Source organism: Elioraea sp., assembly GCF_022842375.1.
Lineage (GTDB): Bacteria > Pseudomonadota > Alphaproteobacteria > Acetobacterales > Acetobacteraceae > Elioraea_A.
Map to the genome: position 1 here is coordinate 1 of NZ_JALHPR010000024.1, position 25,489 is coordinate 25,489.

Here is a 25,489-nt window from a genome sequence, read left to right on the forward strand (position 1 = left end):
GCCACGGGGGCTGCGTTGACGCCCCAGGTCGCGATCGCGCGCGCCGAGGGCCACGTCTGGCCCCTCGGCGCGCCGCTGCCGGCCGGCGAGCCTGCCACGCTCGCGCCACGCTTGGCCGCATTGGCCGGGCGCGGGGCGGCGCTGCTCGCGCTCGACGTGCCGATTGGCCTGCCGCACCGCTTCGCCACGGCGCATCTGGCGGTGCATCCCGGCTTCGCTGCCTGGCTCGACGCCCTGCACGACGATGCGCCCTTCCTCCGCCCGGCAGCGACCCTGGCCGACGTCTCTCCCGCCCGCCCGTTCTTTCCGGCGGGCCAGGTCGCAGGGGCTGGGCTGAAGGCAAGCTTCCTCGACCGCCTCGGCCTCGACGGCGAGACGCTGCTGCGCGCCTGCGACCGTGGCGGCCGGACGGCCAACGGTGGCCGGATCGCGCGCGCCTGCGGCCTGTTCTGGACGCTGGGCGGCAACCAGGTCGGCAAGGCGGCGGCAAGTGCCTGGCGCGAAGTGCTGCTGCCGGCCCGCGCGTCAGGGCTCAGGCTCTGGCCGTTCGAGGGAACCCTCGCCGCACTTGCCACGCCCGGTGGCGTCGTGGCGGCCGAGGCGTACCCAGGCGAGGGCTATGCCCGGCTCGGCCTCCGCTTTCCCTCGGCGAAGCGGCGACAGGGCTGGCGCGCGGCGCAGGCCGCCGCAATCGCTGCCTGGTGCGCGCGCCATGGCATCGTGCCGGACACATCGCTCGCGGCCCGCATCGCCGACGGCTTCGGCCCATCGCCAGAGGGCGAGGATGCGTTCGACGCGACCATCGGCGCGCTGGCCGCCATCACCGTCGCTGCCGGCATCGATCCGGAGGGAACGCCCGACGACCCTGCCATCCGCTCCTGGGAGGGATGGATGCTGGGGCGGATCGATCAGCCCCCGTAAAGACCTGCGGTATCGGCCCGCGCCTTGGCGAGCGAGACGAGCAGGTCGAGGACCGGCGTCGCCACCCCGGCCAGCCGCGCGAGATCGAGCGGCACGGTGAATTGCGCATCCACCTCCATCTGCCGTCCGAGCTCGAGGTCCTGCAGGATCGAGGGCTTGTGCGCGAAGCCGCCCCAGGCATCGAGCCGCGCCGCGACATCGAGCGTCACGTGCCGCCCATGCGCGGCGGCGACGGCGAGGCATTCATGCATCGCGTCGATGCCGGCCTGGCGCAGCACGGGGTCGCCGATCATGCCGGCAAGCCCCTTGCCGGTGAGGATGGCCAGCGGGCCGGAGGCGACGTTGCCCGACAGCTTCTCCCACACCGCCGTGCGGATGTCGGCCTCGACCGGCGCGCCCATGCCGCCGGCCTCGAGCGCGGCTGAGATCATCTTCGCACGCGGGCTGATCGTGCCATCGGGCTCGCCGAGGATCACCCGGCTCCTGGCCTGCGCCACGTTCACCACGCCGGGCTCGATCACGGTGCAGGCGGAGTAGACGACGCCGCCCATCGCACGACCGATACCGACCCCGTCCCACAAGGCACCGCCAGGGTCGAGCACATCGAGCCGCGTGCCGTCATGCGGCCCGCCTTCCTTGTGGAAGTACCACCAGGGGATGCCGTTGATCACGTAGGCCACCGGCGTCTCCGGGCCGAGCAGCGGCGCGATCGCGGCCGCGACGGAGGCGAGCGCGGGCGCCTTCGTCGTCACGATCACCGCATCCTGTGGCCCGAGCGCTGCGGGGTCGGCCGAGCAGGCGACGCGCTGCACCTCGTCGAGCTCCGGCGTGATGACGCGGATGCCGCGTGCCGCGATCGCCTGCCCTTGCGCGCCGCGGGCGACGACCGAGACATCCGCCCCGCCGCGTGCGAGGCGGAACGCGACATGCCCGCCGATCGCTCCGGCGCCGAACACAGCGATGCGCATCAGCGTGCGGCCCGGAGATGCGCGATGAGCCGCGCCCCGGTCTCGGCGAGCCAGGTGGCTGCCCGCGCGCCCGTCTCGGCGTTGCCGAAGGCGGGGTTGGCGCCGGAGACGCCCGATGGCGCGATGTCGTCGATCTCGAGCGGCACGGTCACCTCCACATCCTCGAAACGAATGGCGCCGAACCCGGTGACCTTGAGGCCAAGCACGGGCGGCGGCGGTACGGGCCCTGCCATCAGGTCGGGCCGACAGAGCTCGGGGAACAATGCGAGGGCGACCGACCACACGGGGTCGGCGCCATGCCCGATTGGCCCGAGCGCACCCGGCGGCGGCTTCGCGACGTCGCCCGCGAAGGCGGGCCACTTGGCCGCGAGCGCGCGCCAGATATGCAGGCAGGGAACGAGCGCGCCGCCGCGGCGCTTGATGCCGCGCGTCACCTCGTCGATGGTCGGGTTGTTCCCGGAATGACCGTTGACGATCAGCACCCGGTCGAGCCCGTGGCCCATCAGGCTGTCGAGCGTGTCCTCGAGCAGCGCCGAGAGCGTCTCGCGCCGAAGCGCGATGCCGCCGGGCACGGGGCGGAACCAGTCGGCGTAGCCGAACGGGATCACGGGGGCGACGAGCGCCTCCGCCCCCTGCTGAACCGCACGCTCGGCCATCATCACGGCCAGTCGTTCCGCCAGCAGATAGTCGCCCATCGGCGCATGCGGGCCCTGCTCCTCCAGGCTGCCGAGGGGCAGCAGGATGACGGGCCGCCGCGTGAACCGCTCGCGCGCCTCGGCCGAGGTGAGCTCGGCCAGCTTCAGCTTGCGTTGCATCGGCTCAGCGCAGGATGTCGAGCGCCGCGCGCGACAGCGCCTCGACGCCGATGGTGATCGATCGTTCGTCGGGCTGGTATGCGCTGTTGTGCAGGCTATCGCTGCGGCCCGGCGTGCCGGAGCCAATGCGGAGATGTGCTGCCGGCATCGCATCGGCGAAATAGGCGAAATCCTCGGCCCCCATGCTCGCCGCACCCTCGATCACCGCCGCCTCGCCGAAGGTGCGCCGCATCGTGCCGAGCACGCGGTCGAGCAGCGGCGCGTCGTTCACCAGCGGCGGCACCTTCCGCGCGTAGACGAACTCCGATGGCAGCCTCAGTCCCGTCTCGATGCCGGCGAGGAGGCGGCGCATCCCAGCCTCCACGGCATCGCGCGCAGTGGCGTCGAGTGTGCGCACGGTGCCCTTCAGCGTCACGGCATCGGGGATGATGTTGCGCACCGTTCCCCCCTGGATGTGGCCCACCGTGACGACGGCGGGCGAGAGCGGGTTCACCTCGCGGCTGACCAGCGTCTGCAACTGGCCGATGAAGAGCGCAGCGCCCACCACCGGGTCGATCGCCTGGTGCGGGTGCGCCGCGTGGCCGGAACGGCCGCGGAACACGATGTCGAACGCATCCGACGCCGCCTGGCAAGCACCGTTCACATAGGCGATGGAGCCGACCGGCTGGTACGGCCAGTTGTGGAAGCCGAGCGCGTAGTCGGGCTTCGCCTCGTCGAGGATGCCGTCGGCGATCATCGCAGCCGCCCCTTCGAGGATCTCCTCCGCCGGTTGGAAAACCAGCATCACGCGGCCCGCGAAGCTTGGCGCAAGGCGCTTGAGCACGGCCGCGGCACCGAGCAGCGTCGTGGTGTGAAGATCATGCCCGCAGGCGTGCATCCTGCCATCCTGCGCTGATGCGAAGTCGAGGCCCGTCTGCTCATGGATCGGCAGGGCATCCATGTCGGCGCGGATCAGCAATGTCGGACCCGGGCGCCCGCCCTCGATCATGCCCACCACGCCGGTGCGCCCCACGCCGGTGCGCGCGGCGATGCCGAGGCGGCCGAGTTCCTCGGCGACGCGCGCCGCGGTGGCGTGCTCCTCGAAGGCGAGTTCGGGGTTGCGGTGAAGGTCGCGGCGGATGGCGATCAGCGCGGGTGCGATACGGTCCGCTTCCTCGCGCACGACGCTCTCTGGGTCGTTGGCAGCCATCTTCCGTCCTGTTGCTGAAAGGGCGCGACGACGCCCCGGCACGCGGCAGGCGTGCGGTTTCACGGGTTGAGCACGCCGCGGGCGCGCGCGTTCGTCACGCAATGATGGAGCGCCCCGTGGGCCCGGGCAAGTGCGGTATCGGCTGCTTGCCGCGGGCGGGGCAGCGTGCCATACGCAAGGCGGGGGAGAGAACGCAGCGAGGGAGGGATCGCATGACCGGAGACGGTCACCCGAACGAACGCGCAATGACGCCGGTGCCACGCCGGGCACTCGTGGCGGCATTTGCCGTCATGGCCGGCTGGGCGTCGCTGAGCATGCCCGCGCGCGCCCAGGCACCCTGGCCCAATGGCCCGATCCGCTTCGTCGTTCCCTTCGCGCCTGGCGGCACGACCGACATCATGGCCCGCCTCGTCGGCGAACGGCTGCAGGTGCGGCTCGGCGTTCCCGTGGTGGTCGAGAACCGCGCTGGGGCGGGTGCGACGGTCGGCAGCCTGGTGGTGGCTCAGGCCGCCTCGGATGGACAGACGATCGTGATGAGCAACATCGCCAGCCACGCGATCAGCCCGAGCCTCTACCGCAACATCCGCTACGACCCGGTGAAGGATTTCGCGCACATCGCCATGGTGACGGTGAACCCCTCGGTCATGGTCGCTAACCCCAGGTTCGAGGCGCAGAGCCTCCAGGCCTATATCGCACTCGCGAAGGCGAGGCCCGGGCGCGTGGACTATGCGACGTCCGGGGCCGGTTCGTCGAACCACCTGATCGGCGTGCGCCTCTCCCTCGCCGCGGGGGTCGAGCTCAACCACATCCCCTATCGCGGCGCCGGCCCCGCGATGACGGACGTGATCGCAGGCGTCGTCGGCGTGATGTTCGACAGCCTTCCCTCCGCCGCCTCGCATATCCGCGGCGGAAGCGTGAACGCCCTCGCCATCTCCTCGAATGAGCGCAACCCTGCGTTCCCGAACGTGCCGACCTTCCGCGAGGCGGGCGTCGACATCGTGTCCTACTCCTGGTTTGGTGTCTCAGCACCCGCGGGAACGCCGGCGGCGATCGTGGCGAGGCTCAATGCCGAGATCCGCGCAGCGGTGGCCGAGCCTGCCGTTGCGCAGCGGCTCGAGGAACTCGGCGGCAGCCCGCGCGACTGGACGGCGGAGCAGTACACCGCCTTCGTCGCAGAGGAGTTCGCTGCCTGGGCGCCGGTCGTGCGCGCCTCGGGAGCAACGGTGCAGTGAAGGTTTGGGCAACGATGCGCGGCGCAAGGGAGCGCACCCGATGAAGCTGAAGCCCGACGCGCAGGCCCTTCTGGCCGGTTTCCTGTTCATCGCCTTCGCCGGCGCAATGCTGTGGATGAACATGGAGCATCCGATCGGCACCGCGCGGCGGATGGGGCCGGGCTACATGCCAATGCTGGCATTCTGGATCCTGGGCGGCGTCGGCGTCGCGGTGATGATCGGCGGGCTGTTCAGCGGTGCGAACGCGATCGGACGCTTCGTCTGGCGCGACATGGCTCTCATCCTGGCCGCGATGATCGTGTTCGGCCTGACGGTCGAGCGGCTCGGCTTCGTCGCCTCGATCACGCTCTGCGTCATCATCGCCTCGTTTGCCGAGAAGGTGTACCGGCCGGTCAGGGTTGCCGGGCTGATCGCGTTCCTGCTGGCCCTCTGCTGGTTCCTGTTCATCTGGTATCTGGACATCCGGATCCCGGTCTTCCCGTGGTCATACTGAGGGCGCCGCGATGGAACTCCTGTCCAACCTCGCCTTCGGCTTCGGCGTCGCGCTCACCTTCCAGAACATGGGCGCCTGCCTGATCGGCGCGCTGCTCGGCACCGCCATCGGCGTTCTCCCGGGAATCGGGCCGGTGGCGACGATCAGCCTGCTGCTGCCGCTGACCTTCGGCATGCCGTCGACCACCGCCATCATCATGCTCGCGGGCATCTACTACGGCGCTCAGTACGGCGGCTCGACCACCTCGATCCTGATGAACCTGCCGGGCGAGGTGAGTTCCGTCATCACTGCGCTCGACGGCTACCAGATGGCGCGCAACGGCGAGGCGGGGCCTGCGCTCGCGGTCGCGGCGCTGGGTTCGTTCTTCGCTGGCTCGGTCGCCACCCTGCTGGTCGCCGCCTCAGGCCCGCTGCTCACCTCCGTGGCGCTGTCCTTCGGCCCGGCCGACTATTTCAGCCTGATGTTCCTCGGCCTCATCGTCTCGGCGGTGCTCAGTGAGGGCAGCCCGATGAAATCGATCGGCATGATGGTCGCAGGTGTCGGGCTGGGTCTCGTCGGCACCGACGTGCAGACCGGCCAGCAGCGCTTCACCTTCAACATCCCCGAACTGTCCGACGGGATCGGCTTCGCGCCGATGGCGATGGGCATGTTCGGCGTCGCTGAGATCATTCGCAACCTCGAGATGCCCGAGGTGCGCGACGCGCTGAAAACCAAGATCACGCGGCTGTGGCTGACCAAGGAACAGTTCAAGCGGGTCTCCGGCCCGGTGCTGCGCGGCACCGCGCTCGGCTCCATCGTGGGCATCCTGCCGGGCGGCGGCGCCGCGCTCGCCTCGATGGGCGCCTATACGCTCGAACGGCGCATCAGCCGCAACAAGGCGATGTTCGGCAAGGGCGCAATCGAGGGCGTCGCAGCGCCCGAGGCCGCGAACAACGCAGCGGCCCAGACCTCGTTCATCCCGCTGCTCACCCTCGGCATCCCAGCCAATGCGGTGATGGCACTGATGGTCGGCGCGCTGATCATCCAGGGCATCCAGCCGGGCCCGCGCATGATCGAGGCGCAGCCCGACCTGTTCTGGGGCCTGATCGCCTCGATGTGGATCGGCAACCTGATGCTGGTGGTGATCAACCTGCCGCTGATCGGCATGTGGGTCAGGCTGCTGAAGGTACCGTACGACCTGATGTACCCGGCCATCCTCGTGTTCTGCGCGATCGGCGTGTACAGCCTCAACAACAACAGCTTCGATGTCTACGTCACGGTCGTATTCGGCTTCCTCGGCTACGTGTTCAGCAAGATCGGCTGCCCCCCCGCGCCGATGCTGATCGGCTTCGTGCTGGGGCCGATGATGGAGGAGCATCTCCGCCGCGCCATGCTGCTCTCGCGCGGCGACCCGATGGTGTTCCTGCAGCGCCCGATCAGCGCGACGCTGCTCGGCCTCGCCCTGCTCGCCGTGATCGCGATGGCGCTGCCCTCGATCCGCCGCGGCAAGGACCAGGCCCTGGCTGGATGATCGGGGCTGGCTGACACAGGACCCGGACGATGACGATCCTCGACGTGACGTGCCTTTCAGCGGCCGGCCCACAGCGGCGCACGCTTGCCGTGCGCGCCCTCGTCGTCGCCGGCCTCACGGGGCGCGACACGGCGGCGGTGGAGCATCACCTGCATGAGCTCGCCGCCATCGGCGTGAAGCGGCCCGCCCGCATCCCTGCCTATTTCCGCAACACCTTCTCGCTGATCACCCATGGCACCGCGATCGAGGTGCTCGGGCCGGACACGTCGGGCGAGGTCGAGTTCGTCCTTGTCGGCATGCCGGATGGGCTCTGGGTGGGCTTGGGCTCCGACCACACCGACCGCCGCGTCGAGGCGGTGGCGATCGACGTCTCGAAGCAGCTCTGCGCCAAGGTCATCGCGCCGGTGCTGTGGAAGTTCGATGAGCTCGCCGCGCACTGGGACAGGCTGACGCTCAAGGCCTGGATCGAGGAGGATGGCGGCCTGAAACCGTACCAGGACGGCAGCGTCGCCGCGATCCGCCGGCCCGAGGACCTGATCGCCGGCTACACCAGCGGCGCGCCGCTGCCGACAGGCACGGTGATGTTCGGCGGCACGTTCGGTGCGATCGGCGGCATCCGGCCAAGCCCGCGCTTCGAGATGGAGCTGGCCGACCCCGTGCTGGGCCGCGCCATCCACCATGGCTATACCGCCGCCACGCTGCCGCTCGCCTGATCGCTCGGATCAGCCGAGCGTCTTCTGCATCAGCACAAGGTCGAGCCAGCGATCGAACTTGCGGCCGACCTCGGGCATGACGCCCGCGCGCACGAAACCGAACCGCGCGTGCAGCGCGAGCGAGGCCGCGTTGCCCGCCTCGATCGCGCCCACCATCACGTGGACGCCGCGCGCGGCGGCGCGGTCGATCAACGCACCCAGCAGCGCCGTTCCCGCACCGGATCGATGCGCCAGCGGGTCGACATACAGCCCATGCTCGACAGTGTGCAGGTAGCCCTCGAACGGGCGGAACGGCCCGAAGCTGCCGAAGCCGATCACGCCGCCCGCCCGTTCCGCCACGAGCACGGGAAGCCCCGCGCGGCGCCGATCCTCGAGCCAGGCAGCCCGTTGCGTGAGCGTCACCGGCGTGACGTTCCAGTTCGCGGTGGTGCTGACGATCGCGTGGTTGGTGATCGCCGTGATCGCGGGAACGTCGCCGCCGCCAGCCTCTCGGATCATGGTCTCGCGGATGGTGGTGCCGCGCCCCTTGCCCTGTTCCTGCATCCTGCCTGGTCTTCGCCCTCCGCCGAATGGTTCCCGCCCATCCTCATGCCATGCTCGGCGCCATGACGCGACCCCACCCGGCCCCGATCGCACGCGCCGATGCAGCGTTGCTGATCGTCGCATTGGCCGCCGTCACGTCGCTGTCGAACTTCCACCGCGCCTCGCTCGCCGTGATCGCGCCTGAGCTGTCGGCGGAACTGGGCCTCGATGCGGCCTCGCTCGGGCTCGCGAACGGCGTGTTCTTCCTGGCCCTTGGCCTGATGCAGATCCCCGTGGGCCTGCTGTTCGACAGGATCGGCGCGCGCGCGACGGTCGCTGCCCTCGGCCTCGTCACATTCGCCGGCGCCATCGGCCATGCGGCAGCGACCGATGCCGCGGAGGTGATCGCCGCGCGCTTCGTGCTCGGCGTCGGCTCGGCGGCGAGCTTCATGAGCGCTGTGTATCTCTGCTCGCGCTGGTTCGGCCCCGCACGGCTTGCCGGAACCGTCAGCCGCGTCTTCGCGCTGAGCCAGGCGGGAACGCTGCTGGCCGGCACCCCGCTCGCTGCGGCCAGTGCCGTGATCGGCTGGCGCGGCGCGTTCCTCGCGGTCGCTGCGCTCACCGCGTTGATCGGCCTCCTGTTCCACCGCATCGTGCGTGACGATCCGCCGGGCATCGTGCCGGCCCCGCGGCGGGCGGAGCGTGCCGGCGCTGTGCTTGCCGGCCTCGGCGCGGTGCTGCGCACGCGGGGGCTGTTCCCGATCCTTGCGATCCACGGCTTTGCCTATGCCTCCGCCGCGGTGGTCCTCACCCTCTGGGCGGGGCCGTATCTCGCCGATGTGCATGGGCTCGGGCCGATCGGTCGCGGCAACGTGATGCTGGCCATGTCGCTCGCCCAGGCCGGCGGGACGCTGCTGGTCGGCCCGCTCGACCTCAGGTTCAACACGCGGAAGTGGATCGTCGTGCCGGGGGCATGCGTGACGCTGGCGATCCTCGCATTGCTGGCCGCCTTTCCGGCCATGCCCGCGGCGGCCAGCATCGCGTTGCTCGTCCTTTTGTGTGGGACCACGACCTACAGCGTCATCACCGTGAGCCATGGCAGGAGCCTCTTTCCAGACCACCTCGCAGGCCGCGGCGTCACCACCGTGAACATCGCCCAGGTGGGGGGCGCGGCGCTGCTCCCCGTGCTGACGGGCAGCGCCGTGACGCATGTCGGCGCGGGCGCGGTCCCAGCCCCGCCTGGTGCGTACGGTGCCTGCTTCGGCGTGATCGCGCTCTGCCTCGGCGCTGGGCTGCTCGTGTATGCGCTTCGCGCGCGTGATGCGAAGCCGAGACACTGAGCGGCCCGATCGCGGATCTGTTATTGCAATACGATGATGGTACCGTGACAAGCTTTTGTCATGGACCGGGGACTGCTTCGCGACACGTTGCTTTTCACGGCATTCACCGTCGCCGTTGCGGTCGCGGCCCTTGCGCGGCATCCGGATGAATGGCTGATCGGCGAGGACGGGTTCCTCGAGACACTTTCGGCGCTGCTCTACGCCACGGCCTTCTTCCTTGGCGGCGCGACGTTGCTGCGCCTTCGCCGTACTGCGCACTCAGCCCTGTGGTTCATCACTCCCTTCGGCCTGCTCTGCGCGCTCGACGAGATCAGCTTCGGCACGCGCCTGTTCGGCTATGACGCACCCCCGCTCAAGGGCGGCGGCGAGTTCGATGGCGCGCATGACCTGATCATCCTGGCGAAGCGGGAACTCCTCGGCCTTGACCAGGGCGATGCGCTGCTGCTGCTTGGCTGTGCCACCCTGATCGCTCTCGGCGCGACCGTGCTGCTCCGCCGACGCCTGGTTGCCGCAGCGCACGCCGTGCTTGCAGACCCCGTGTTGTTGCGCGTGGCCGCCTGCATTTCCTTCCTCGTTGGTTCCCAGGCGCTCGACATCGAGCTCGTGACCATTCCGAAGCAGATGTACCTCGAGGAATGGGGCGAAACCTCGGGCGGGTTCTGGCTGCTCGCCGCCGCCGTCGCCGCACGCAGGCCCGCCGCCATTCCGCATCACCGCGCGCGGCCCAAGCACCGTCACGCGATCAGCGCGACCACCCCGACGGCGACGAGGATGCTGTACGCAACCACGCGGAACGATGCCTGGCCGACGCGGCCGAACAGCGCCGCGCCCACGCGCACGAATGCGAGCAGCACCGGTACGAGCAGTGCGACCTTCACCAGCACCTCGGCCGTGAACAGCCCGCCGACATAGGGCGGGATGAGCGAGACGAGGCCGAGGATGGCAAAGAACAGGATCAGGTTCGCCCGGTGCTCGCGCGCCTCCTCCGTTCCCGCCAGCAGGTAGACGATCACGGGCGGCCCGCTCATCCCGGTGGAGCCCTTCATCAGCCCCGCCGTGGCGCCGACGGCCATGGTGAGCGGAAGCGGGCGAGAGCCGCGATACCGCCAGCCGCTCGCCAGCACCCCGCCGAACACGAGGACGAGCCCGCCCATCACACGCGTCAGAATCTCGGGGTCGGCCACGAACAGCACCCAGGCGCCGAAGGGCACCATGGCGCAGGCGGCGAAGGCCATCGGGAAGGCGACGCGGCGGTTGACGTGCTGCCAGGCGCCGAACAGCAGCTGGCTGCCGATCAGCGCCTCCATCAGCAACATCGCCGGCACGCCGACGGTGGGGCCCCAGAGGACGCTGTAGACGGGGGCAAGCGTGATGGCGGTGCCGAAGCCGGCGAAGCCACGCATGATGCCCGCGACCGCCGTCGCCGCCGCGGCCACGCCCAGCCGCCAGTCGACCGCCGCGAGCAGCGCCTCGGCAACACCGCTGAGCATCAGCGATTCACCACGGCTGGGTGGCGTCGAGCGGCTCGAGCGGCACCACGGCGGTGTTCACCAGCACCTTGCCGGCATGCTCGAAATTCACCGTCACCCGGTCGCCGACCACGCTCTGCACCTGGCCCTCGCCCCATTCGGGGCGTTCGGGGTGGCGCACGCGCTGGCCAGGGACGAGGTGGGAGGGCACGGCGGAAAGGATAGGCGGTCGCCGCCGGCCGCACCACACCCCGAAGCCACCGGGCCGCGCCACCGCCCGGTCGGGTTGCCGGGGCCGCGCCCCCCGCCTAGCATCCCTCGCAGCGGCACGCCGAGGCCGCAATGGGAGGATCCAGGCATGGCGGGAATGAACAGGCGCGCTGCGCTTGCGGGCATGGGGGCTGCGCTGCTGGCGCGCCCGGCGCTGGGGCAGTCCGGCTGGCCCACCGGGCCGATCAGGATCATCGTTCCCTTCCCGCCCGGCGGCAGCACCGATGCCGTCGCGCGCCTCGCCTCTCCTGGCCTGCAGCAGGCACTCGGCGTTCCCATCGTGATCGAGAACCGCGCCGGGGCGGCCGGCAGCATCGGCACCAGTGCCGTTGCCCGCGCCGAGCCCGACGGCAATACTTGGCTGCTGACGTTCGACAGCCATGCGGTGCTCGAGGCATTGCTGCCGTCGCTGAACTTCAGCCCCGAGCGCGACCTCGTGCCGGTGATGCATATCGGCGGCGCCCCCTACGTCCTTGCCACCAGGCCGGACAAGCCCTTCCGCACGATCGCGGATGTGGTCGCGGCGGCCAAGGCACGGCCGGATGCGGTGAGCTTCGGGTCCACCGGAAACGGCACGGTCGGGCATCTCGCGATGACACTGCTCGGCCAGCGCGCCGACGTGCGCCTCACCCACATCGCCTATCGCGGCGGCGGCCCTGCCGTAACGGATGCGGTGGCCGGCAACATCGACCTCATCATCGGCTCCGCAGCCGTGCTGAACCCACAGATCGCCGGCGGCAGGCTTCGCGCCGTGGTGCAGATGGGGTCGGAGCGCCTGTCGGCACTCGCCGACACGCCGACGATGCAGCAATCGGGCTTCGACGGTTTCCTCGCCGAGGCCTGGTGGGCCGTGTTCGCTCCGGCGCGCACGCCGGCCCCGGTGATCGAGCGGTTCCATGGCGCCCTCGTCACGGCGTTCCGGGAGCCGAAGGTGGTCGAGACCATGACCACGGCACAGCAGGCACGGATCGTGCTATCCTCGCCCGACGAGGCAGCCCGCTTCGTTGCCCGCGAGGTCGAGGTGTGGGGCAAGGTGGTGCGCGACAACCAGATCAAGCCGGACTGACCGGGCGGCGAAACGGCGCTGCCTGGTCAGTCGTTCCTGCTACCTTGCCCAGGGGTTGCGGCGACCGGCGGGGCGTGCCGGCTGGGCGGGCGGCACAGCCCAGGGCGCCTCCCATGCTGGCCTGCCGGCCCCGTCCGCGACGGTGATCGCGGCCAGCGCCGCCACACGCTGCGCCACCGTCGGGTGCGTGCGGAACCAGCGGAGCCAGCGTGGCCCGCGCGCCGTCATGCGCTCGAAATCATCGCCCTGGATGCGCTCGAGCCTTCTCAGCGCCGCGGCGAGCGCTGCCGGCTCGCCTGTCAGCTCCGCGGCCCCGGCATCGGCCAGGAACTCGCGCGCGCGGGTGAGCGAAAGCGTCAGCAGGTCCGCCACCAGCGGCGAGAGGATCAGCAGCACGGGCAGCAACGGATGCGCCCCGATCGCGCCGAAGCCGGCGAAGATCGCCACGATCAGCCCGGCCTGCGCCATCGCCCGGGTGGCGGTGGCAGCGATCGTGGCGAGCCTGAGCACGAACAGGTCGCCATCGCGCACATGGCTCACCTCATGCGCGAGCACGGCGGCAAGCTCCTCCGGCGGCAGCGCCTCGACCAGCGCGCGCGTCACCCCGATGCCGGGCGCTGCCATGGTGCCGGCGGCGATGGCCTGCAGATGCCGCTGCGGCAGCAGCCAGAGCCGCGGCGCGGCGGCGAGCCCGGCGCGGGCCGAGAGCGTGGCCAGCATCGCGTGCAGCCCCGGCGCCTGGAACGGCGAGAGCGGCACCGCACCGAGCGCCTGGCGGAACACCGCCTCGGACGGCGCGGCCGACAGGACGAAGGTCATGGCCGCGAAACCGAGCCCGACTCCAAGTCCGAGCCCGCCTGCCGCAAGGTGGCCGATCGCTGCGGCCAGACCCGCCAGGGCAGTCAGGATCAGCGCGGTCTCCAGCCTGTTCCTCGCCCGGCTGCGGGCGAGCAGCGCACGGTCGGTCGTCTGGCGGGGCCGTGGCGGCAGCTGTTGCATCGCGCTGCTGGTGGTATCGCCTTAATCCCCGTGGCGCTATAGCTCCTGCGCCGCCCGAACACGGCACCCGAACACAGCAACGGTTCACGCCATGTCCCTGACACGCCTTTCCCCTGTCATTCCGGTCATCCTCTCGGGCGGAACCGGCACCCGCCTCTGGCCGGCGAGCCGCGAGAGCCTGCCGAAGCAGCTCCTGCCCCTCGTCTCGGGCAGGACGATGATCGTCGAGACGGCGCTGCGCGCGCCGCCCGAGGCCGGGTTCGCCGCTCCCATCATTGTCTGCAACGAGGCGCACCGGTTCATGGTGGGCGAACAGCTGCGCGAGGCGGGCGTCGCCGGCGCGCGGATCGTGCTCGAGCCCGAGGGTCGCAACAGCGCGCCCGCGATCGCCGCCGCCGCCGTGCTGGTGGCCGAGACCGATCCCGACGCCCCGCTCTGGATGATGGCGGCGGACGCCGCGATCATCGACATCCCCGCCCTGCACCGGGCCGTCGCCGCCGCCGCGGCGGCCGCGCGCGCGGGCCATGTCGTGACCTTCGGCATGACGCCGACCGCCGCGGAGACGGGCTATGGATATATCGAGACGGGGGCCGCACTCGCTGGCCTCGACGGTGTCCATGCCGTCGCGCGGTTCACCGAGAAGCCCGATGCCGCGACGGCGGAGGCCTTCCTCGCCGGGGGCAAGCACCTCTGGAACAGCGGCATGTTCCTGTTCACCGCAGCGACCCTGATCGCCGAGCTCGAGCGGCATGCGCCGGACGTGCTGACGGCCGTGCGTGCCGCCGTTGCCGCGCGCACCACCGATCTCGACTTCATCCGCCTCGACAAGGCGGCATTCGCCCGCGCTCCCTCGATCAGCCTCGACTATGCGGTGGCCGAGCGGACGACGAAGGCCGCCGTGGTGCCCGCATCGCTCGGCTGGTCGGACGTCGGCTCGTGGGCAGCGCTGTGGGAGCTCGCCGCGAAGGACGCCTCGGGCAATGCCGCGGTCGGCAACGTCCTGATCGAGGACAGCCGCAACAGCTACGTCCGCAGCGACGGGCCGCTGGTCGCGGTTCTCGGGCTCGAGGATGCCATCGTGGTCGCGACCGAGGACGCGGTGCTCGCCATGCCGCGAAGCCGTGCGCAGGACGTCAAGCGCATCGTCGACCGGCTGAAGGCGGCGAAGCGGCGCGAAGCGACCGAGCACAAGCGGATGTACCGCCCCTGGGGCTTCTACGAGGGCCTGATCATGGGCGAGCGGTTCCAGGTCAAGCGCATCGTCGTGAAGCCGGGCGGGCGACTGTCGCTGCAGAAGCACATGCACCGGGCCGAGCACTGGGTGGTGGTGAACGGCACGGCGGAAGTGACGCGCGACGACGAGGTGCTGCTGGTGCGCGAGAACGAAAGCGTCTACCTGCCGCTCGGCTGCGTCCATCGCCTGGTGAACCAGGGCAAGATCCCGCTCGCACTGATCGAGGTGCAGTCGGGTCCCTATCTCGGGGAGGACGACATCGTCCGCCTCGAGGACGTGTACGGGCGAGGCTAGCGGCCGATGGATCTCGAGCTTCGCGGCAAGGTCGCCCTCGTCACCGGCGCGTCCGCCGGCCTCGGCCGTGCGATCGCGCGCGAGCTCGCGGCGGAAGGCGCACGGCTTGCCATCCTCGCCCGCCGCGAGGCATTGCTCGCCGAGGCAGCAGCCGAGATCGTCGCCGCCGGCGCCGAGCCACCCCTCGTGATCGTGGCAGACGTGACCGATCCGGCGACGGCCGACCATGCGCGCGACTCCGTCACCGCCCGCTTCGGGCGCTGCGACATCCTCGTCAACAACGCCGGCGGCTCGCGCCCGCAAGTCGGGCTCGGCGACGATGCGGCGTGGGAGGAGGCGATGGCGCTGAACTTCACCGCCGGGCGCCGCATCACGCACGCGATCGTTCCGCTGATGCAGCAGCATCGATTCGGCCGCATCGTAAACCTCACCGGCCAGGACGAGCCCTTCAACGTCAATGCCGCCAACGCGCCGAACGGGGCGGTGCATATCTGGGCCAAGGCCCTGTCGCGCGCTCTCGGGTCTGACGGCATCACCGTGAACTCGATCGCACCAGGCCGCATCCATTCCGAGCAGATCGACCAGCGCGTGATGCCGACCGAGGAAAGCCGGCGTGCGTGGGTGGCAGCGAACGTGCCGGTCGGCTACATCGGCGAGCCGCGCGACCTCGCCGTGCTCGTGGCCTTCCTCGCCTCGCCGGTTGCCCGCTACATCACCGGCCAGGTGATCCATGTCGATGGTGGAACGCGGCGGTTCAGCCATTAGGACCAGCCTGCTACGGTGCCTCCGTGCACACGCTCGAAGTCGTCCTCTTCCTGATCGCCGCCGCCCTGCCACTCGCGCTCATCGCGCGGTGGCTGGCGCTGCCTTATGCGGTGGCCCTCGTGATCGGCGGCATGGCGCTCGCCGTCGTGCCGTTCCTGCCGGAAGTCAGGGTCGAGCCGAGCTTCGTGTTGACCTTCTTCCTGCCGCCGCTGCTGCAATCCGCTGCCTTCTTCATGCCGTGGCGGGCCTTCAAGGCCAATCTCCGCCCGATCCTGATGCTCGCCGTCGGGCTCGTGCTGTTCACCACGCTGCTCGTGGGCGTCGCTGCGAAGCTGCTGCTGCCTGACCTGCCCTGGGCCGTCTGCTTCGCGCTTGGCGCGATCGTCTCGCCGCCCGATGCGGTCGCCGCCGCCTCAGTGCTCGAGCGCCTGCGCATCCCCAAGCGCCTGCTCGTGATCCTTGAGGGCGAGAGCCTGGTGAACGATGCCTCCGGCCTCATCCTCTACAATTTCGCCATTGCCGCGGTGCTGACGGGCGGGTTCTCCGCCACGGAGGCGGCAGGGCGGTTCGTCGTCGTCGCCGCCGGTGGCATCGGCGTGGGGCTCCTTGTCGGGCTTGGCGCCGCCTGGGTGATCCGTCGCCTGCCGGAGACGATGCTGGTGATCACCACGTCCTTCCTCGCCGCCTACGCCGCCTATCTCCTGCCCGAGCGGATCGGCGCCTCCGGCGTGCTCGGCACCGTCTCCTGCGGCCTCGTGCTCGGCTGGCGCGCGCCGAAGGACCTTACCCCCCGCGCGCGGATCGAGGGCAAGGCGACGTGGGATGTCGCGGTCTACCTGCTGAACAGCGCGCTGTTCCTGCTGATCGGCATGAGCCTCGACGAGCTGGTCGAGCGGATCGAGCGGCAATCGCTGGTAGAGATGCTCCTGATCGGACTCGTGATCTCCGCCGTCACCATCCTCGTGCGGTTCGTCTGGGTGTTCCCTGCCGCCTGGCTTGCACGCGCCGTTTTGCCGCCACTGAAGCGGCGCGATCCGCTGCCGTCATGGCGCGTGCTCACCGTCCTCTCCTGGGCCGGCATGCGCGGCGTCGTCAGCCTGGCCGCCGCCCTCGCAATCCCCGAGCGGCTGCCGGACGGCACGCCCTTCCCGGGTCGCGACATCGTCCTGGTGCTGACCTTCGTCGTGATCCTCATCACGCTGGTCGGCCAGGCGACGACGCTCGGGCCACTGATCCGCCGCCTCGGCGTCACCCGCCCCGGGGCGGAGACTGACCCGCATGCCGAGACACGGACGCTGATCGCCGACGTGGCACTCGCTCATCTCCGCGGCCGGGCGTCAGACCCGCTCGACGGTGCGATGGCGCACGACCTCCTGCCTGAGTTCGAGGCGCGCGCGGCAGCCGTGCGCGGCACGGGCGGCGCGGCGGCAGCGGCGGCCACCGCCCGTCTCTCGCTCTATCTGGAGACGAAACGGATCCAGCAGCGCGCGCTCGTGAAGCTCCAACGCGAGGGCAGGATCGAGGACGAGACGCTGCGGCATCTGCAGGAGGAGCTCGATTTCGACGAGCTCAGGATGCGGCGCGCCCTCGGCCAGGCCACCGAGGACTAGACACGCAGCCTACGCAGCGAGCGCCTGGATGCGCGCCGCGAGGTCCTTCATCGAGAAAGGCTTGGCGAGGAACTGCACCGCGCTGCCGGGCAGGTCGGCCAGCGCCTCGGTCTCGGCGTAGCCGGAGACGAGGATCACCGGCAGCGTCGGCAGGATTGCACGCACGGCGCGGACAAGCTGCGGCCCGTCCATCCCGGGCATCGACACGTCGCTCACCATCACCGCAGGCGGCGCCTCGGCGGCGGCGAGCACGGCGAGTGCCGCCTCGCCGGAATCGGCCGCGAGCACGCGCCAGCCCGAGAGCTCGAGCCCACGTGTCGTCAGCCGCCGCACGGCCTCCTCGTCCTCGACCAGCAGCACGGTGCCGCGCACGGGCGGCCGCTCGGCCTGGTCTCTGCGAACAGGCTCTGCCGGCAGCGTCGCATCGGCGCTGCTGCGGCGCGGGATCGCCGGGCGCGACAGCGAATCCTGGGGCGGATCAGGCGCGAGCGCGCCCTCGTGGCGCGGCAGGTAGATGCGGAACGTCGTGCCTTCCCCCGGGCTGCTCTCGACCGCGATGAACCCGTCCGTCTGGCGAACGATTCCATACACCATGGCGAGGCCGAGCCCCGTGCCACCCGTCTCGCGCTTGGTGGTGAAGAACGGCTCGAACAGCCTTCCCAGGTGCTCCGGCTTGATGCCCGTTCCCGTATCGGCTACCTCGACCATCGCGTAGCGGCCAGGCGGGATCACCTCCTGGCCGCGCACGAGCGGGCGATAGAGCGTCACGGCGCCGGTTCGGATCGACAGCCGCCCACCCTGCGTCATCGCATCGCGGGCATTGAGGGCGAGGTTCACCACCACCTGGTCGAACTGCACCGGGTCGACGCGAACAAGGCTTCCCGGCTGGTCGAGGTCGAGCGCGATGGCGATGCGCTGGCCGAGCAGGCGGCGCAGCAGGCTCGCCACGTCCTCGATCGCGGCGTTGAGCGCGAGCACGCGCGGCTGCAGCGTCTGCTTGCGGCCGAAGGCGAGCAGCTGGCGCACCAGCGCAGCCCCCCGCTCGGCGCTGCGGCGGATGTGCACGAGGTCGCCACGCGTCGTCTCGTCCTGGTCCTGCCGGTCGAGGCTCATGTCGGCGGCAGCGATCACCGCCGTCAGCAGGTTGTTGAAGTCATGCGCGATGCCGCCGGCAAGCTGGCCGACGGCCTGCATCTTCTGTGTCTGCGCAAGCTGGGTCTCGAGCGCGCGGTGGCGGGTGATGTCGATCAGCCGAACGACCGCGCCACCGACCGTGCCGTCATCGTCGACAAGCGGTGAGACCGAGACCATCGCGACCGTGACGCCTACGCCCTCCTCGCCCCCGCCGCGACCCAATCGAAGCTCGAGCCCCGTGCGGCCGACCGGCATGGCGGCGAGGCGCGCCAGCTCCGCCGCCAGCATCGCGCGATCCTCGGGGTGGACGAGCCCGTCGAGGCGATGGCCGGGCGAGGCCGCATCGGGATCGGCACCGGCCAGGATGACGAGGGCCTCGTTCGCCGCGACGATCGCGCCCGACCGGTCGACGATGGCGATGCCGATCGCCGCCTCGTCGAACAGCCTGCGCCAGGCCACGCCATCGCCGGCGACGAGCGCGTCAAGCAAAGGCGACGGCGCGTAGGGCGTCTCAGCCACCACCCGCTCCACCAGCACGGCGGCGCAGGCGCCACACATAGGCAATGATCTCTGCCACGGCCTGGTAATGCTCCTCCGGGATCTCGCGATCAAGGTCGACAGTATAGAGCGCGCGGGCCAGCGGCGGGTTGGCGATGATGGGAACCTCGTGCTTTTCCGCCGCAGCCCTGATCCGTGCCGCCATGTGGTCGACACCCTTCGCGACGATGCGCGGCGCCCCCTGCCCGCCCGTCTCGTAGGCCAGCGCGACGGCATAGTGGGTCGGGTTCGTGATCACCACCTCGGCGGTGGGGACGGCCGACATCATCCTGTTGCGCGACCGTTCGATGCGGATGCGCTTCAACCGTGCGCGGATCTCGGGGTCACCCTCGGTCTGCTTCATTTCCTCGCGCAGATCCTCACGCGACATGCGAAGCCGCCGCTGGTGGTCATAGCGCACCCAGACGAAGTCGAGCACGGCAATGGCGGTGAAGGCAGCGGCAAGTGCCGCGAGCAGCAGGAAGCTGTCTGCGAGCAGCGTCGCCATCAGCTGGCTCGTCTCCCACGTGATCGAGGGAACGAGCTGCCAGGTCATGCCGTCGAGCACCAGCCAGGACACGACGCAGAGTATCGCGAGCTTGGCGACGTTCTTCAGGAACTCAACGATGTTCTGCGCCGAGACGAGGCGCTTCACGCCGGCGATCGGGCTCAGTCGCGAGAGTTTCGGTTCGATCAGGGTGGACGAGACCATTCCCCGCGTCTGCATGAGGGTCGTCAGCGGACCGAGCAGCATCGGCAGCGCCACGATCGCGAGCGTGGCGAGAGCGCCCCAGAGCAGCGTGTCCCAAATCACCGGCGAGAACGCGCCGTCGGTGAGTTGCGCCGGCTGTTCGATCAGCACCAACGCGCTCTCGACCAGCTTGTGCGCCGCTGGCGGGAGGATCAGCGCCATGCCGATCAGCGCGCCGACCATGCCTGCCGCACCGGCAATTTCGCGCGAGACGGCAACCTGGCCTTCCTCGCGCGCCTTCTCGAGCCGCCGTTGTGTCGGGGCTTCCGTCTTTTCGCCCGGGCCCTCCTCGTCCGACATCCCGGCTCAGAGCCCCGGCATGGAGGAGAAGAGCGCCCGCGCACCCTCGACCCAGGCGGCGAGCATGCTGCCGGCGAGCAGCGCCATCAGCGCGAGACCGCCGATGATCTGCACCGGCATCGCAACGAAATAGACCTGCATCTGCGGCACGATGCGCGACATCACGCCGAGCGCCAGCTGGAACACGATGCCAGCAAGCACGAAGGGCCCGGAGAGCTGGAAGGCAAGCCCAAAGGTCGCTGCGGCCATGCGCACGGCTGCGTCGGCTGCCGCCTCCGCTGGAAACGGGGCACCCGGCGGGATCACCCCGTAGGAGCCGACGAGGGCCGCGAGCGGCAGCGCATGCAGGCCCGTCGCGAACAAAAGCACGATGGCACCGAGGCCGAGGAGGCGCGACAGCGCGGTTCCCGTGGCACCGAAGGCGGGATCGAACAGCACCGCCGAGGAGAGGCCAAGCAGGAAGCCGATGAACTGTGCCGCAAGCGGGAGCACGAGCACGACCATCCGCGCAAGCCCGCCAAGCCAGAGCCCGACGAGGCATTCGGTGACGACGAGCAGAACCGCCCTCGCCGCATCCACCGGCGGCGGGGGCAACCCAGGCGAGACGATCGGCCAGACGACGGCAGAGAACGAGAGCGCGATGCCGGCCTTCACCGTCACCGGCACCTCGGCCTCGCCGAATGCAGGCAGCGCCATCACCGCAGCGCCGATGCGGCAGACCACGAGCAGGAACCCGAAGGTCCAGGCAGGCAGCAATGCGGGCAGGTCCGCGACCGCAAGCATCAGCTCAGAAGCCGCCGCCGCCGACCGCGATCATGCGATCGAAGAGCCGTTCCGCGAACGTGCCGAGCGTGCCGCCGATGAACGGCGCCGTCAGGGCAGCGACAGCGGCGACCGCGATCACCTTCGGCACGAACACGAGCGAGGCTTCGTTGACCTGCGTCAGCGCCTGCAGCAGCGAGACGATGAGGCCGACGACGAGGGCGGCGATCATCAGCGGCGCGCTCGCGAGGATCGTCACCCACAAGCCCTCGCGCACCAGCGCGAGTACGTCCTGGTCGGTCATCCCCACCCCCTTCTGGGCCAGAGATTGCAAGGAAGAGACGCCAAGCGGCGTCAGATCGGCATCCGCATCACGTCCTGGTAGGCCTGGATCACGCGGTCGCGGATCGCGACCGTGGTCTGCAACGCAAGCTCGGCGCGCGCGACCGCGGTGACGACGGAGGTGATGTCGCCGCCGCCCGCGATCGCATCCATCGCGGCGCGGTCGCTCTGCCGCGCTGCGTCGACGGTCCCGGTGACCGCGCGCTCGAGCAGCGCGCCAAAGCCACTTGGGCCGCCTGCCCCCATGGCTGCACCGGCGGCAGCACCCGCTGGCTCGCCCGGCTGGCCGAGCGCGGTTGCGGCATAGCGGGAGGCGGCGGTCGCGGCTGGAATGGAGGCCATGGTCAGGTCCCTCAGCGCAGGAGCTCGATCGCGCGGGTGAGCATCCCGCGCGTGACTTCGAGGACCGACAGGTTGGCGCTGTAGCCGCGCTGCGCCTCGCGCATGTCCATCATCTCGATGAAGCTGTTCACGTTCGGCACTTTCACGTAGCCGTTGTCGTCAGCTGCCGGGTGGCTGGGATCGAAGCGCGTGCCGAAGGCACTCTGGTCGCGGTCGACGCCCTTCACACGCACGGTCTCCGCACCGAGGGCGCGGTCGAGCCTGTTCTCGAACGCGACCGTCTTGCGGCGATATGGCTCGCCCCCCGGGCTGGTCGCCGTGGTGTCGCGGTTGGCCATGTTCTCGGCCACCACGCGCAGGCGCAGCGCCTGGGCATCCATGCCGCTCGCCGAGATCCTGAACGACTTGAAGAGGTCCATCACGTCCTCCGAAACAGCCGCGGGTCCTGGCGGCGCAGCGGCGCATTCTGCCGGGCAAACCTTTCCACCGCGTTGCGCCGGGCCAAGCAGCGGCGGGTCATCCGCCGCGGCCGAGCGCGATGCGGAAGAGGCCCAGGTACTTCCGGTAGAGGCCGGTGGCGAGTTCGTGGTGCATCTCCGTCTCGGCCACGCGTGCCACCTGGTCGTCCATCCGCACGGCGTTGCCGTCCTGCGTGCGCTCCGCGGCCTCACGTTCCGGCCTTATGGCCTGGGCGCCGGCGGCCGGAGTGATGTGGCGGGCGGAGGTCTGCACCATCGCGACGTTGCCGGTCGTTCGCGCCATCACCTTGGCGAACGCAGGCAGGTCGCGCGCGGCGTAGCCCGGCGTGTCGGCGTTGGCGATGTTCTGGGCGAGCACCTGCTGGCGCTGGGCGAGCCAGCCGAGGCGCTGTTCCGCGAGTTTGAGGAGGCCGATCCTGCCGGGGTCCATCGATCGATCCTTGAGCAGCACGCGCTGCGGTCACCTCTTCTGCGCCGGCAGGATGAACGGCGCGTTAACGGCGGCATGCATGCGTCCTTAATCCCTTGCTAACCCGGCCATGGTGATGTTCGGCCTGCGCCGCCAGGACGGAGGTGCGAAGGCAGAGGCCGGCAGGACCAATGGCCAGACTGGACAATGACGGACACGACGATGGCGACGATGCCGGGCCGAAGGATGCGGTCGAGGCGATCGCTGCCGCCGTGACGCAGCTGACCGAGACGCTCGTGCTCGCGCGCGTGCTCGTGCATGCGGGCATGGCGGTCGACCTTGGCGGGCTCGAGCGCGAGGTCGGCGATCTCTGCGCCGACGCCATTGCGCTGCCGCGCGCCGAAGGCCGCGACATGGCGACCCCGCTCGCCGACCTGCTCGCCGAGATCGAGCTTCTCGAACGCGCGATGGAGGACCGCCCACCCACTCTGTGAGTTCCCCCTCACGTCCCACCATGCAGCACACGGCAGAAGGCCTGCGCACCCATGGATACGCTTTCCTCCATTCCGCTCGCGATCGGCGCGCTGGCCGCGACGATCGGCGCGATCTTCCTGGTCGCGGCGATCGCGCGCCGTAGCGGCCTTGCCGCTGCCGCGCGGCCCGGCCGCAGGCTCGCGATCGTCGAGACCGTCTCCCTCGACCCGCGCAGGCGCCTCATTCTCGCCCGCTGCGATGGCGGGGAGGCGCTGCTGCTCGTCGGCGGGGAAAGCGACCAGGTGGTCGGATGGATCACGCCACCGGCAACATCGACCAAGGCCGGGGTGACGCCATGATCCGGGCGCTCGTCATCGCGCTCATCCTGCTCGTGCCCTCGGCAGCACTGGCACAGAGCGTCACGCTCGATCTCGGCGAGGCGACGGACGGCTCGGCAGCGACCCGGCTGATCCAGCTCACCGCGCTGATCGCGCTGCTCTCGCTCGCACCGTCGCTGCTCGTGATGGTCACGTCGTTCGCACGCATCGTCATCGTTCTCAGCCTCCTCCGCAGCGCGCTCGGCACACAGGGGACGCCGCCCAATATCGTGCTGATCGGGCTGGCGCTGTTCCTCACCTTCTTCGTCATGCAACCGGCCTTCGAGGCTGCCTGGTTGCAGGGCATCCTGCCGATGACCGAGGGGCGCGTGGCCGAGCTCGAGGGCATGCGGCTTGCCGCGGAGCCGTTCCGACGGTTCATGCTCGCCAACCTCCGCGAAGCCGACCTGTCGCTGTTCCTCGACCTCGCACGCCTGCCCCTGCCCGAGACGGCGGATGCGACGCCGTGGCGCGCGCTGGTTCCCGCCTTCCTGGTGGGCGAGCTTCGTCGCGCCTTCGAGATCGGGTTCCTGCTGTTCATTCCGTTCCTGGTGATCGATCTCGTCGTCGCCTCCGTGCTGATGAGCATGGGCATGATGATGCTGCCGCCCACCGTCGTGTCGCTGCCGTTCAAGCTGATCTTCTTCGTGCTGGTCGATGGCTGGCGCCTCATCTCCGGCTCCCTCGCGCAGGGGTTCGTCACAGGCTGACAGGCTGGAGTCCGGCCCGCTTCCGATCCGAACCGCTTCCGTGTCATGATTGCGCCGGATCGGCCGTGGCAGAAGGCGCGCGGCCGCCCATGACGTGGTTCGGGGGCGTGGCATGCGGCGGTTGTTGCTCGGGCTGATCGTTCTGCTGCTGGCATCCGGCGGCGCATCCGCAGACGAGGACTGGCGGAGGCTCTGCACGCTCGGCGGCGTGGCCGACCGTGATGGCCGCATCGCCATCGCGCCGCAGGCATCCGCAAGCACGATCTCCTCGGTGCTGCCCGATGGCGGCCTCGTTCCATTCAGCATCGAGCGACGCTTCGAAGCCGACCTCGCCTATTTCGCGCTCGTCGGCCGACTCGGCGACACACCGGGCCTTCACGGCAATCGCGTGCCGGCAGGCGCGCGCGAGGCCCCCGTGCTGCACGCGCGCGCGACCGAGGACAGCCAGCGCACGGAGCTCAGGATCAGGCTGCCGCGCGTCGAGACCTTCGCGCTCTGGCCGGCACATCGCGTCATCATCATGGTCTGCCGTCCGAACAGGGGCGCGATCGAGGCGGTGGGCGCAATCGACGTTCCGATCGCAGGATACGGCACCGCGGTCGTCGGTGCGCTCGCCCTCGTCGCGCTCGTGCTCATCGCCACCGCCGCGGTCCGCCGGCGCATGTCTCCGGGCCTCAGCGTCGCCCGCTCGCTCGACCCGCTCGTGATCGCGCAGGACGGCCTCGGCTATGGCTCGATCTCGCGGCTGCAGGTGTTCTTCTTCAGCCTGATCGTGTTCGGCCTTCTCACCTACATCGCATTGCGCACAGGTGTTGTCGCGGCAATCTCGGGCGATGTGCTGATCCTGATGGGCATCGCCGCCGTCGGCACGGCAGGGGCCGCGCTCGTCGGCAACACGGGGCCGGTGGCGACGCGCACTGCGGAGACGGAGCGCACGCCAGCGGACTCGGGATCGGGCTCGGGCTCGCTCGCACCGGAGACGCGCATCTTCCTCGCCGCCACCGGCCTCGTGCCGCTCGACCGCGTGGCGCAATGGCGTGACCTGTTCGTGGCGCGCGGCGAGATCGACATCTTCCGCGTGCAGGCGGTGGTGTTCAGCATCTTCGTCGGCGGCACGCTGGTCATTTCGGGGCTCGAACAGCTTGCGGCCTACGAGATCCCACCAACGGTGCTCGGGCTGCTCGGCCTCAGCCAGGCCTCCTATGTCGGCGGCAAGATCGTGTTCCGGCGCCCGGGCGACATCGCCGAGCTCGACTCTGCCGCAGCCACCGCGCGCGCCGCCCTGGCTGCGATCGCCGCCGGTGACACCTCGGCTCCGATGCTCGACCAGGCACGGATCGCACTCGGGCAGTTGAGGAGGGCGCTCGCGCTGCTTCTGGAGGAGGCCGTGCCGCAGGCGCGGATGGAAGCCCTGATCGCCGCTGCCGCACGCCAAGGAAGGCAATGAGTGAAGGGAACAGGC

At 70.3% G+C, this 25,489-nt stretch carries 28 protein-coding genes; 14 read left to right on the forward strand and 14 right to left on the reverse strand.

What is annotated here, in order from left to right; all coding sequences use genetic code 11:
* On the forward strand, positions 1–921 hold a 921-nt coding region (locus Q0C38_RS17410), incomplete at its 5' end, for a hypothetical protein (protein WP_291298392.1).
* Here Q0C38_RS17410 and Q0C38_RS17415 read toward each other — a convergent pair.
* From Q0C38_RS17415 to Q0C38_RS17425, 3 genes are read right to left on the reverse strand one after another with little or no spacing between them, the layout of a single operon-like run.
* The gene (locus Q0C38_RS17415) at positions 909–1,889 is read right to left on the reverse strand and encodes a ketopantoate reductase family protein (protein ID WP_291298393.1); all 981 of its coding nucleotides are present in this window, start codon (positions 1,887–1,889) and stop codon (positions 909–911) included. The two genes, Q0C38_RS17410 and Q0C38_RS17415, sit on opposite strands and share 13 nt — an antisense overlap.
* Positions 1,889–2,704, reverse strand: a complete 816-nt coding sequence (locus Q0C38_RS17420; RefSeq protein ID WP_291298394.1) for a creatininase family protein — start codon at positions 2,702–2,704, stop codon at positions 1,889–1,891. Before Q0C38_RS17420 ends, Q0C38_RS17415 begins: the two co-directional genes overlap by 1 nt.
* A 4-nt stretch (positions 2,705–2,708) precedes the next feature.
* Positions 2,709–3,893 carry a M20 family metallopeptidase gene (locus tag Q0C38_RS17425; RefSeq protein WP_291298395.1) on the reverse strand — a complete coding sequence of 395 codons (1,185 nt, stop codon included), beginning with the start codon at positions 3,891–3,893 and terminating at the stop codon, positions 2,709–2,711.
* Positions 3,894–4,105: 212 nt separating this feature from the next.
* Between Q0C38_RS17425 and Q0C38_RS17430 the strand changes: the two genes are divergently transcribed.
* Genes Q0C38_RS17430 through Q0C38_RS17445 form a run of 4 tightly spaced genes read left to right on the forward strand, consistent with a single transcriptional unit; the run spans position 4,106 to position 7,841 of the window.
* Positions 4,106–5,125 (forward strand): tripartite tricarboxylate transporter substrate binding protein, encoded by a 1,020-nt coding sequence (locus tag Q0C38_RS17430; protein ID WP_291298396.1) that lies wholly within the window; start codon positions 4,106–4,108, stop codon positions 5,123–5,125.
* 40 nt (positions 5,126–5,165) lie between these two features.
* Complete coding sequence (locus tag Q0C38_RS17435) at positions 5,166–5,618, forward strand: tripartite tricarboxylate transporter TctB family protein (protein ID WP_291298397.1); 453 nt, start codon at positions 5,166–5,168, stop codon at positions 5,616–5,618.
* A gap of 10 nt (positions 5,619–5,628) precedes the next feature.
* The gene (locus tag Q0C38_RS17440; RefSeq protein ID WP_291298398.1) at positions 5,629–7,128 is read left to right on the forward strand and encodes a tripartite tricarboxylate transporter permease; all 1,500 of its coding nucleotides are present in this window, start codon (positions 5,629–5,631) and stop codon (positions 7,126–7,128) included.
* Positions 7,129–7,157: 29 nt separating this feature from the next.
* Positions 7,158–7,841: a DUF2848 domain-containing protein gene (locus tag Q0C38_RS17445; RefSeq protein ID WP_291298399.1), complete on the forward strand. Its 684-nt coding sequence runs from the start codon at positions 7,158–7,160 to the stop codon at positions 7,839–7,841.
* Between the two features lie 9 nt (positions 7,842–7,850).
* Here Q0C38_RS17445 and Q0C38_RS17450 read toward each other — a convergent pair whose 3' ends face one another.
* Complete coding sequence (locus Q0C38_RS17450; RefSeq protein WP_291298400.1) at positions 7,851–8,384, reverse strand: GNAT family N-acetyltransferase; 534 nt, start codon at positions 8,382–8,384, stop codon at positions 7,851–7,853.
* Between the two features lie 62 nt (positions 8,385–8,446).
* On the opposite strand from Q0C38_RS17450, the gene Q0C38_RS17455 reads away from it, so the two are divergent.
* Entirely contained in the window at positions 8,447–9,703 is a 1,257-nt protein-coding gene (locus tag Q0C38_RS17455) for an MFS transporter (RefSeq protein WP_291298401.1), read from the forward strand.
* Positions 9,704–10,437: 734 nt separating this feature from the next.
* Here the strand turns inward: Q0C38_RS17455 and Q0C38_RS17460 are convergent.
* Together Q0C38_RS17460 and Q0C38_RS17465 are read right to left on the reverse strand one after the other, a co-directional pair.
* Positions 10,438–11,193, reverse strand: coding sequence for a sulfite exporter TauE/SafE family protein (locus Q0C38_RS17460; RefSeq protein WP_291298402.1), 756 nt, complete (start codon positions 11,191–11,193; stop codon positions 10,438–10,440).
* Between the two features lie 7 nt (positions 11,194–11,200).
* Positions 11,201–11,383 (reverse strand): DUF3553 domain-containing protein, encoded by a 183-nt coding sequence (locus Q0C38_RS17465; RefSeq protein WP_291298403.1) that lies wholly within the window; start codon positions 11,381–11,383, stop codon positions 11,201–11,203.
* 147 nt (positions 11,384–11,530) lie between these two features.
* Here Q0C38_RS17465 and Q0C38_RS17470 point away from each other — a divergent pair, with 147 nt between their 5' ends.
* On the forward strand, positions 11,531–12,508 hold the full coding sequence (locus Q0C38_RS17470) for a tripartite tricarboxylate transporter substrate binding protein (RefSeq protein ID WP_291298404.1): 978 nt from the start codon (positions 11,531–11,533) through the stop codon (positions 12,506–12,508).
* Positions 12,509–12,547: 39 nt separating this feature from the next.
* Here the strand turns inward: Q0C38_RS17470 and Q0C38_RS17475 are convergent, their stop codons facing one another.
* Entirely contained in the window at positions 12,548–13,507 is a 960-nt protein-coding gene (locus tag Q0C38_RS17475; RefSeq protein WP_291298405.1) for a M48 family metalloprotease, read from the reverse strand.
* A gap of 91 nt (positions 13,508–13,598) precedes the next feature.
* On the opposite strand from Q0C38_RS17475, the gene Q0C38_RS17480 reads away from it, so the two are divergent.
* From Q0C38_RS17480 to Q0C38_RS17490, 3 genes are read left to right on the forward strand one after another with little or no spacing between them, the layout of a single operon-like run.
* Positions 13,599–15,035: a mannose-1-phosphate guanylyltransferase/mannose-6-phosphate isomerase gene (locus tag Q0C38_RS17480; RefSeq protein ID WP_291298406.1), complete on the forward strand. Its 1,437-nt coding sequence runs from the start codon at positions 13,599–13,601 to the stop codon at positions 15,033–15,035.
* 6 nt (positions 15,036–15,041) lie between these two features.
* Complete coding sequence (locus Q0C38_RS17485) at positions 15,042–15,800, forward strand: SDR family NAD(P)-dependent oxidoreductase (RefSeq protein WP_291298407.1); 759 nt, start codon at positions 15,042–15,044, stop codon at positions 15,798–15,800.
* A 23-nt stretch (positions 15,801–15,823) separates the two neighbouring features.
* On the forward strand, positions 15,824–17,410 hold the full coding sequence (locus Q0C38_RS17490) for a Na+/H+ antiporter (RefSeq protein WP_291298408.1): 1,587 nt from the start codon (positions 15,824–15,826) through the stop codon (positions 17,408–17,410).
* 9 nt (positions 17,411–17,419) lie between these two features.
* On the opposite strand, the gene Q0C38_RS17495 is transcribed toward Q0C38_RS17490, so the two are convergent.
* The 7 genes from Q0C38_RS17495 to flgB all read right to left on the reverse strand — a co-directional run bounded on the left by Q0C38_RS17495 (position 17,420) and on the right by flgB (position 22,487).
* Entirely contained in the window at positions 17,420–19,063 is a 1,644-nt protein-coding gene (locus tag Q0C38_RS17495; protein WP_291298409.1) for a PAS domain-containing sensor histidine kinase, read from the reverse strand.
* Complete coding sequence (gene flhB, locus Q0C38_RS17500; protein WP_291298410.1) at positions 19,056–20,132, reverse strand: flagellar biosynthesis protein FlhB; 1,077 nt, start codon at positions 20,130–20,132, stop codon at positions 19,056–19,058. The genes Q0C38_RS17495 and flhB overlap by 8 nt, the downstream gene beginning before the upstream one ends.
* A 6-nt stretch (positions 20,133–20,138) precedes the next feature.
* Positions 20,139–20,915, reverse strand: coding sequence for a flagellar biosynthetic protein FliR (locus Q0C38_RS17505; RefSeq protein WP_291298411.1), 777 nt, complete (start codon positions 20,913–20,915; stop codon positions 20,139–20,141).
* A gap of 4 nt (positions 20,916–20,919) precedes the next feature.
* Positions 20,920–21,198 carry a flagellar biosynthesis protein FliQ gene (gene fliQ, locus Q0C38_RS17510; protein ID WP_291298412.1) on the reverse strand — a complete coding sequence of 93 codons (279 nt, stop codon included), beginning with the start codon at positions 21,196–21,198 and terminating at the stop codon, positions 20,920–20,922.
* A 50-nt stretch (positions 21,199–21,248) separates the two neighbouring features.
* Positions 21,249–21,578 (reverse strand): flagellar hook-basal body complex protein FliE, encoded by a 330-nt coding sequence (locus Q0C38_RS17515; protein ID WP_291298413.1) that lies wholly within the window; start codon positions 21,576–21,578, stop codon positions 21,249–21,251.
* A gap of 11 nt (positions 21,579–21,589) precedes the next feature.
* Positions 21,590–21,997: a flagellar basal body rod protein FlgC gene (flgC, locus tag Q0C38_RS17520; RefSeq protein WP_291298414.1), complete on the reverse strand. Its 408-nt coding sequence runs from the start codon at positions 21,995–21,997 to the stop codon at positions 21,590–21,592.
* 97 nt (positions 21,998–22,094) lie between these two features.
* Positions 22,095–22,487, reverse strand: a complete 393-nt coding sequence (gene flgB / locus Q0C38_RS17525; protein WP_291298415.1) for a flagellar basal body rod protein FlgB — start codon at positions 22,485–22,487, stop codon at positions 22,095–22,097.
* Positions 22,488–22,657: 170 nt separating this feature from the next.
* Between flgB and Q0C38_RS17530 the strand changes: the two genes are divergently transcribed.
* From Q0C38_RS17530 to Q0C38_RS17545, 4 genes are all read left to right on the forward strand, one after another.
* Positions 22,658–22,960, forward strand: coding sequence for a hypothetical protein (locus Q0C38_RS17530; RefSeq protein ID WP_291298416.1), 303 nt, complete (start codon positions 22,658–22,660; stop codon positions 22,958–22,960).
* A 51-nt stretch (positions 22,961–23,011) separates the two neighbouring features.
* Positions 23,012–23,299 carry a flagellar biosynthetic protein FliO gene (locus Q0C38_RS17535; RefSeq protein ID WP_291298417.1) on the forward strand — a complete coding sequence of 96 codons (288 nt, stop codon included), beginning with the start codon at positions 23,012–23,014 and terminating at the stop codon, positions 23,297–23,299.
* Positions 23,296–24,027 carry a flagellar type III secretion system pore protein FliP gene (fliP, locus tag Q0C38_RS17540; protein WP_291298418.1) on the forward strand — a complete coding sequence of 244 codons (732 nt, stop codon included), beginning with the start codon at positions 23,296–23,298 and terminating at the stop codon, positions 24,025–24,027. Before Q0C38_RS17535 ends, fliP begins: the two co-directional genes overlap by 4 nt.
* 112 nt (positions 24,028–24,139) lie before the next feature.
* A complete protein-coding gene (locus Q0C38_RS17545) occupies positions 24,140–25,474 on the forward strand; it encodes a hypothetical protein (protein WP_291298419.1) in 1,335 nt (444 codons plus the stop codon).
* The last annotated feature ends 15 nt before the right edge of the window (positions 25,475–25,489 follow it).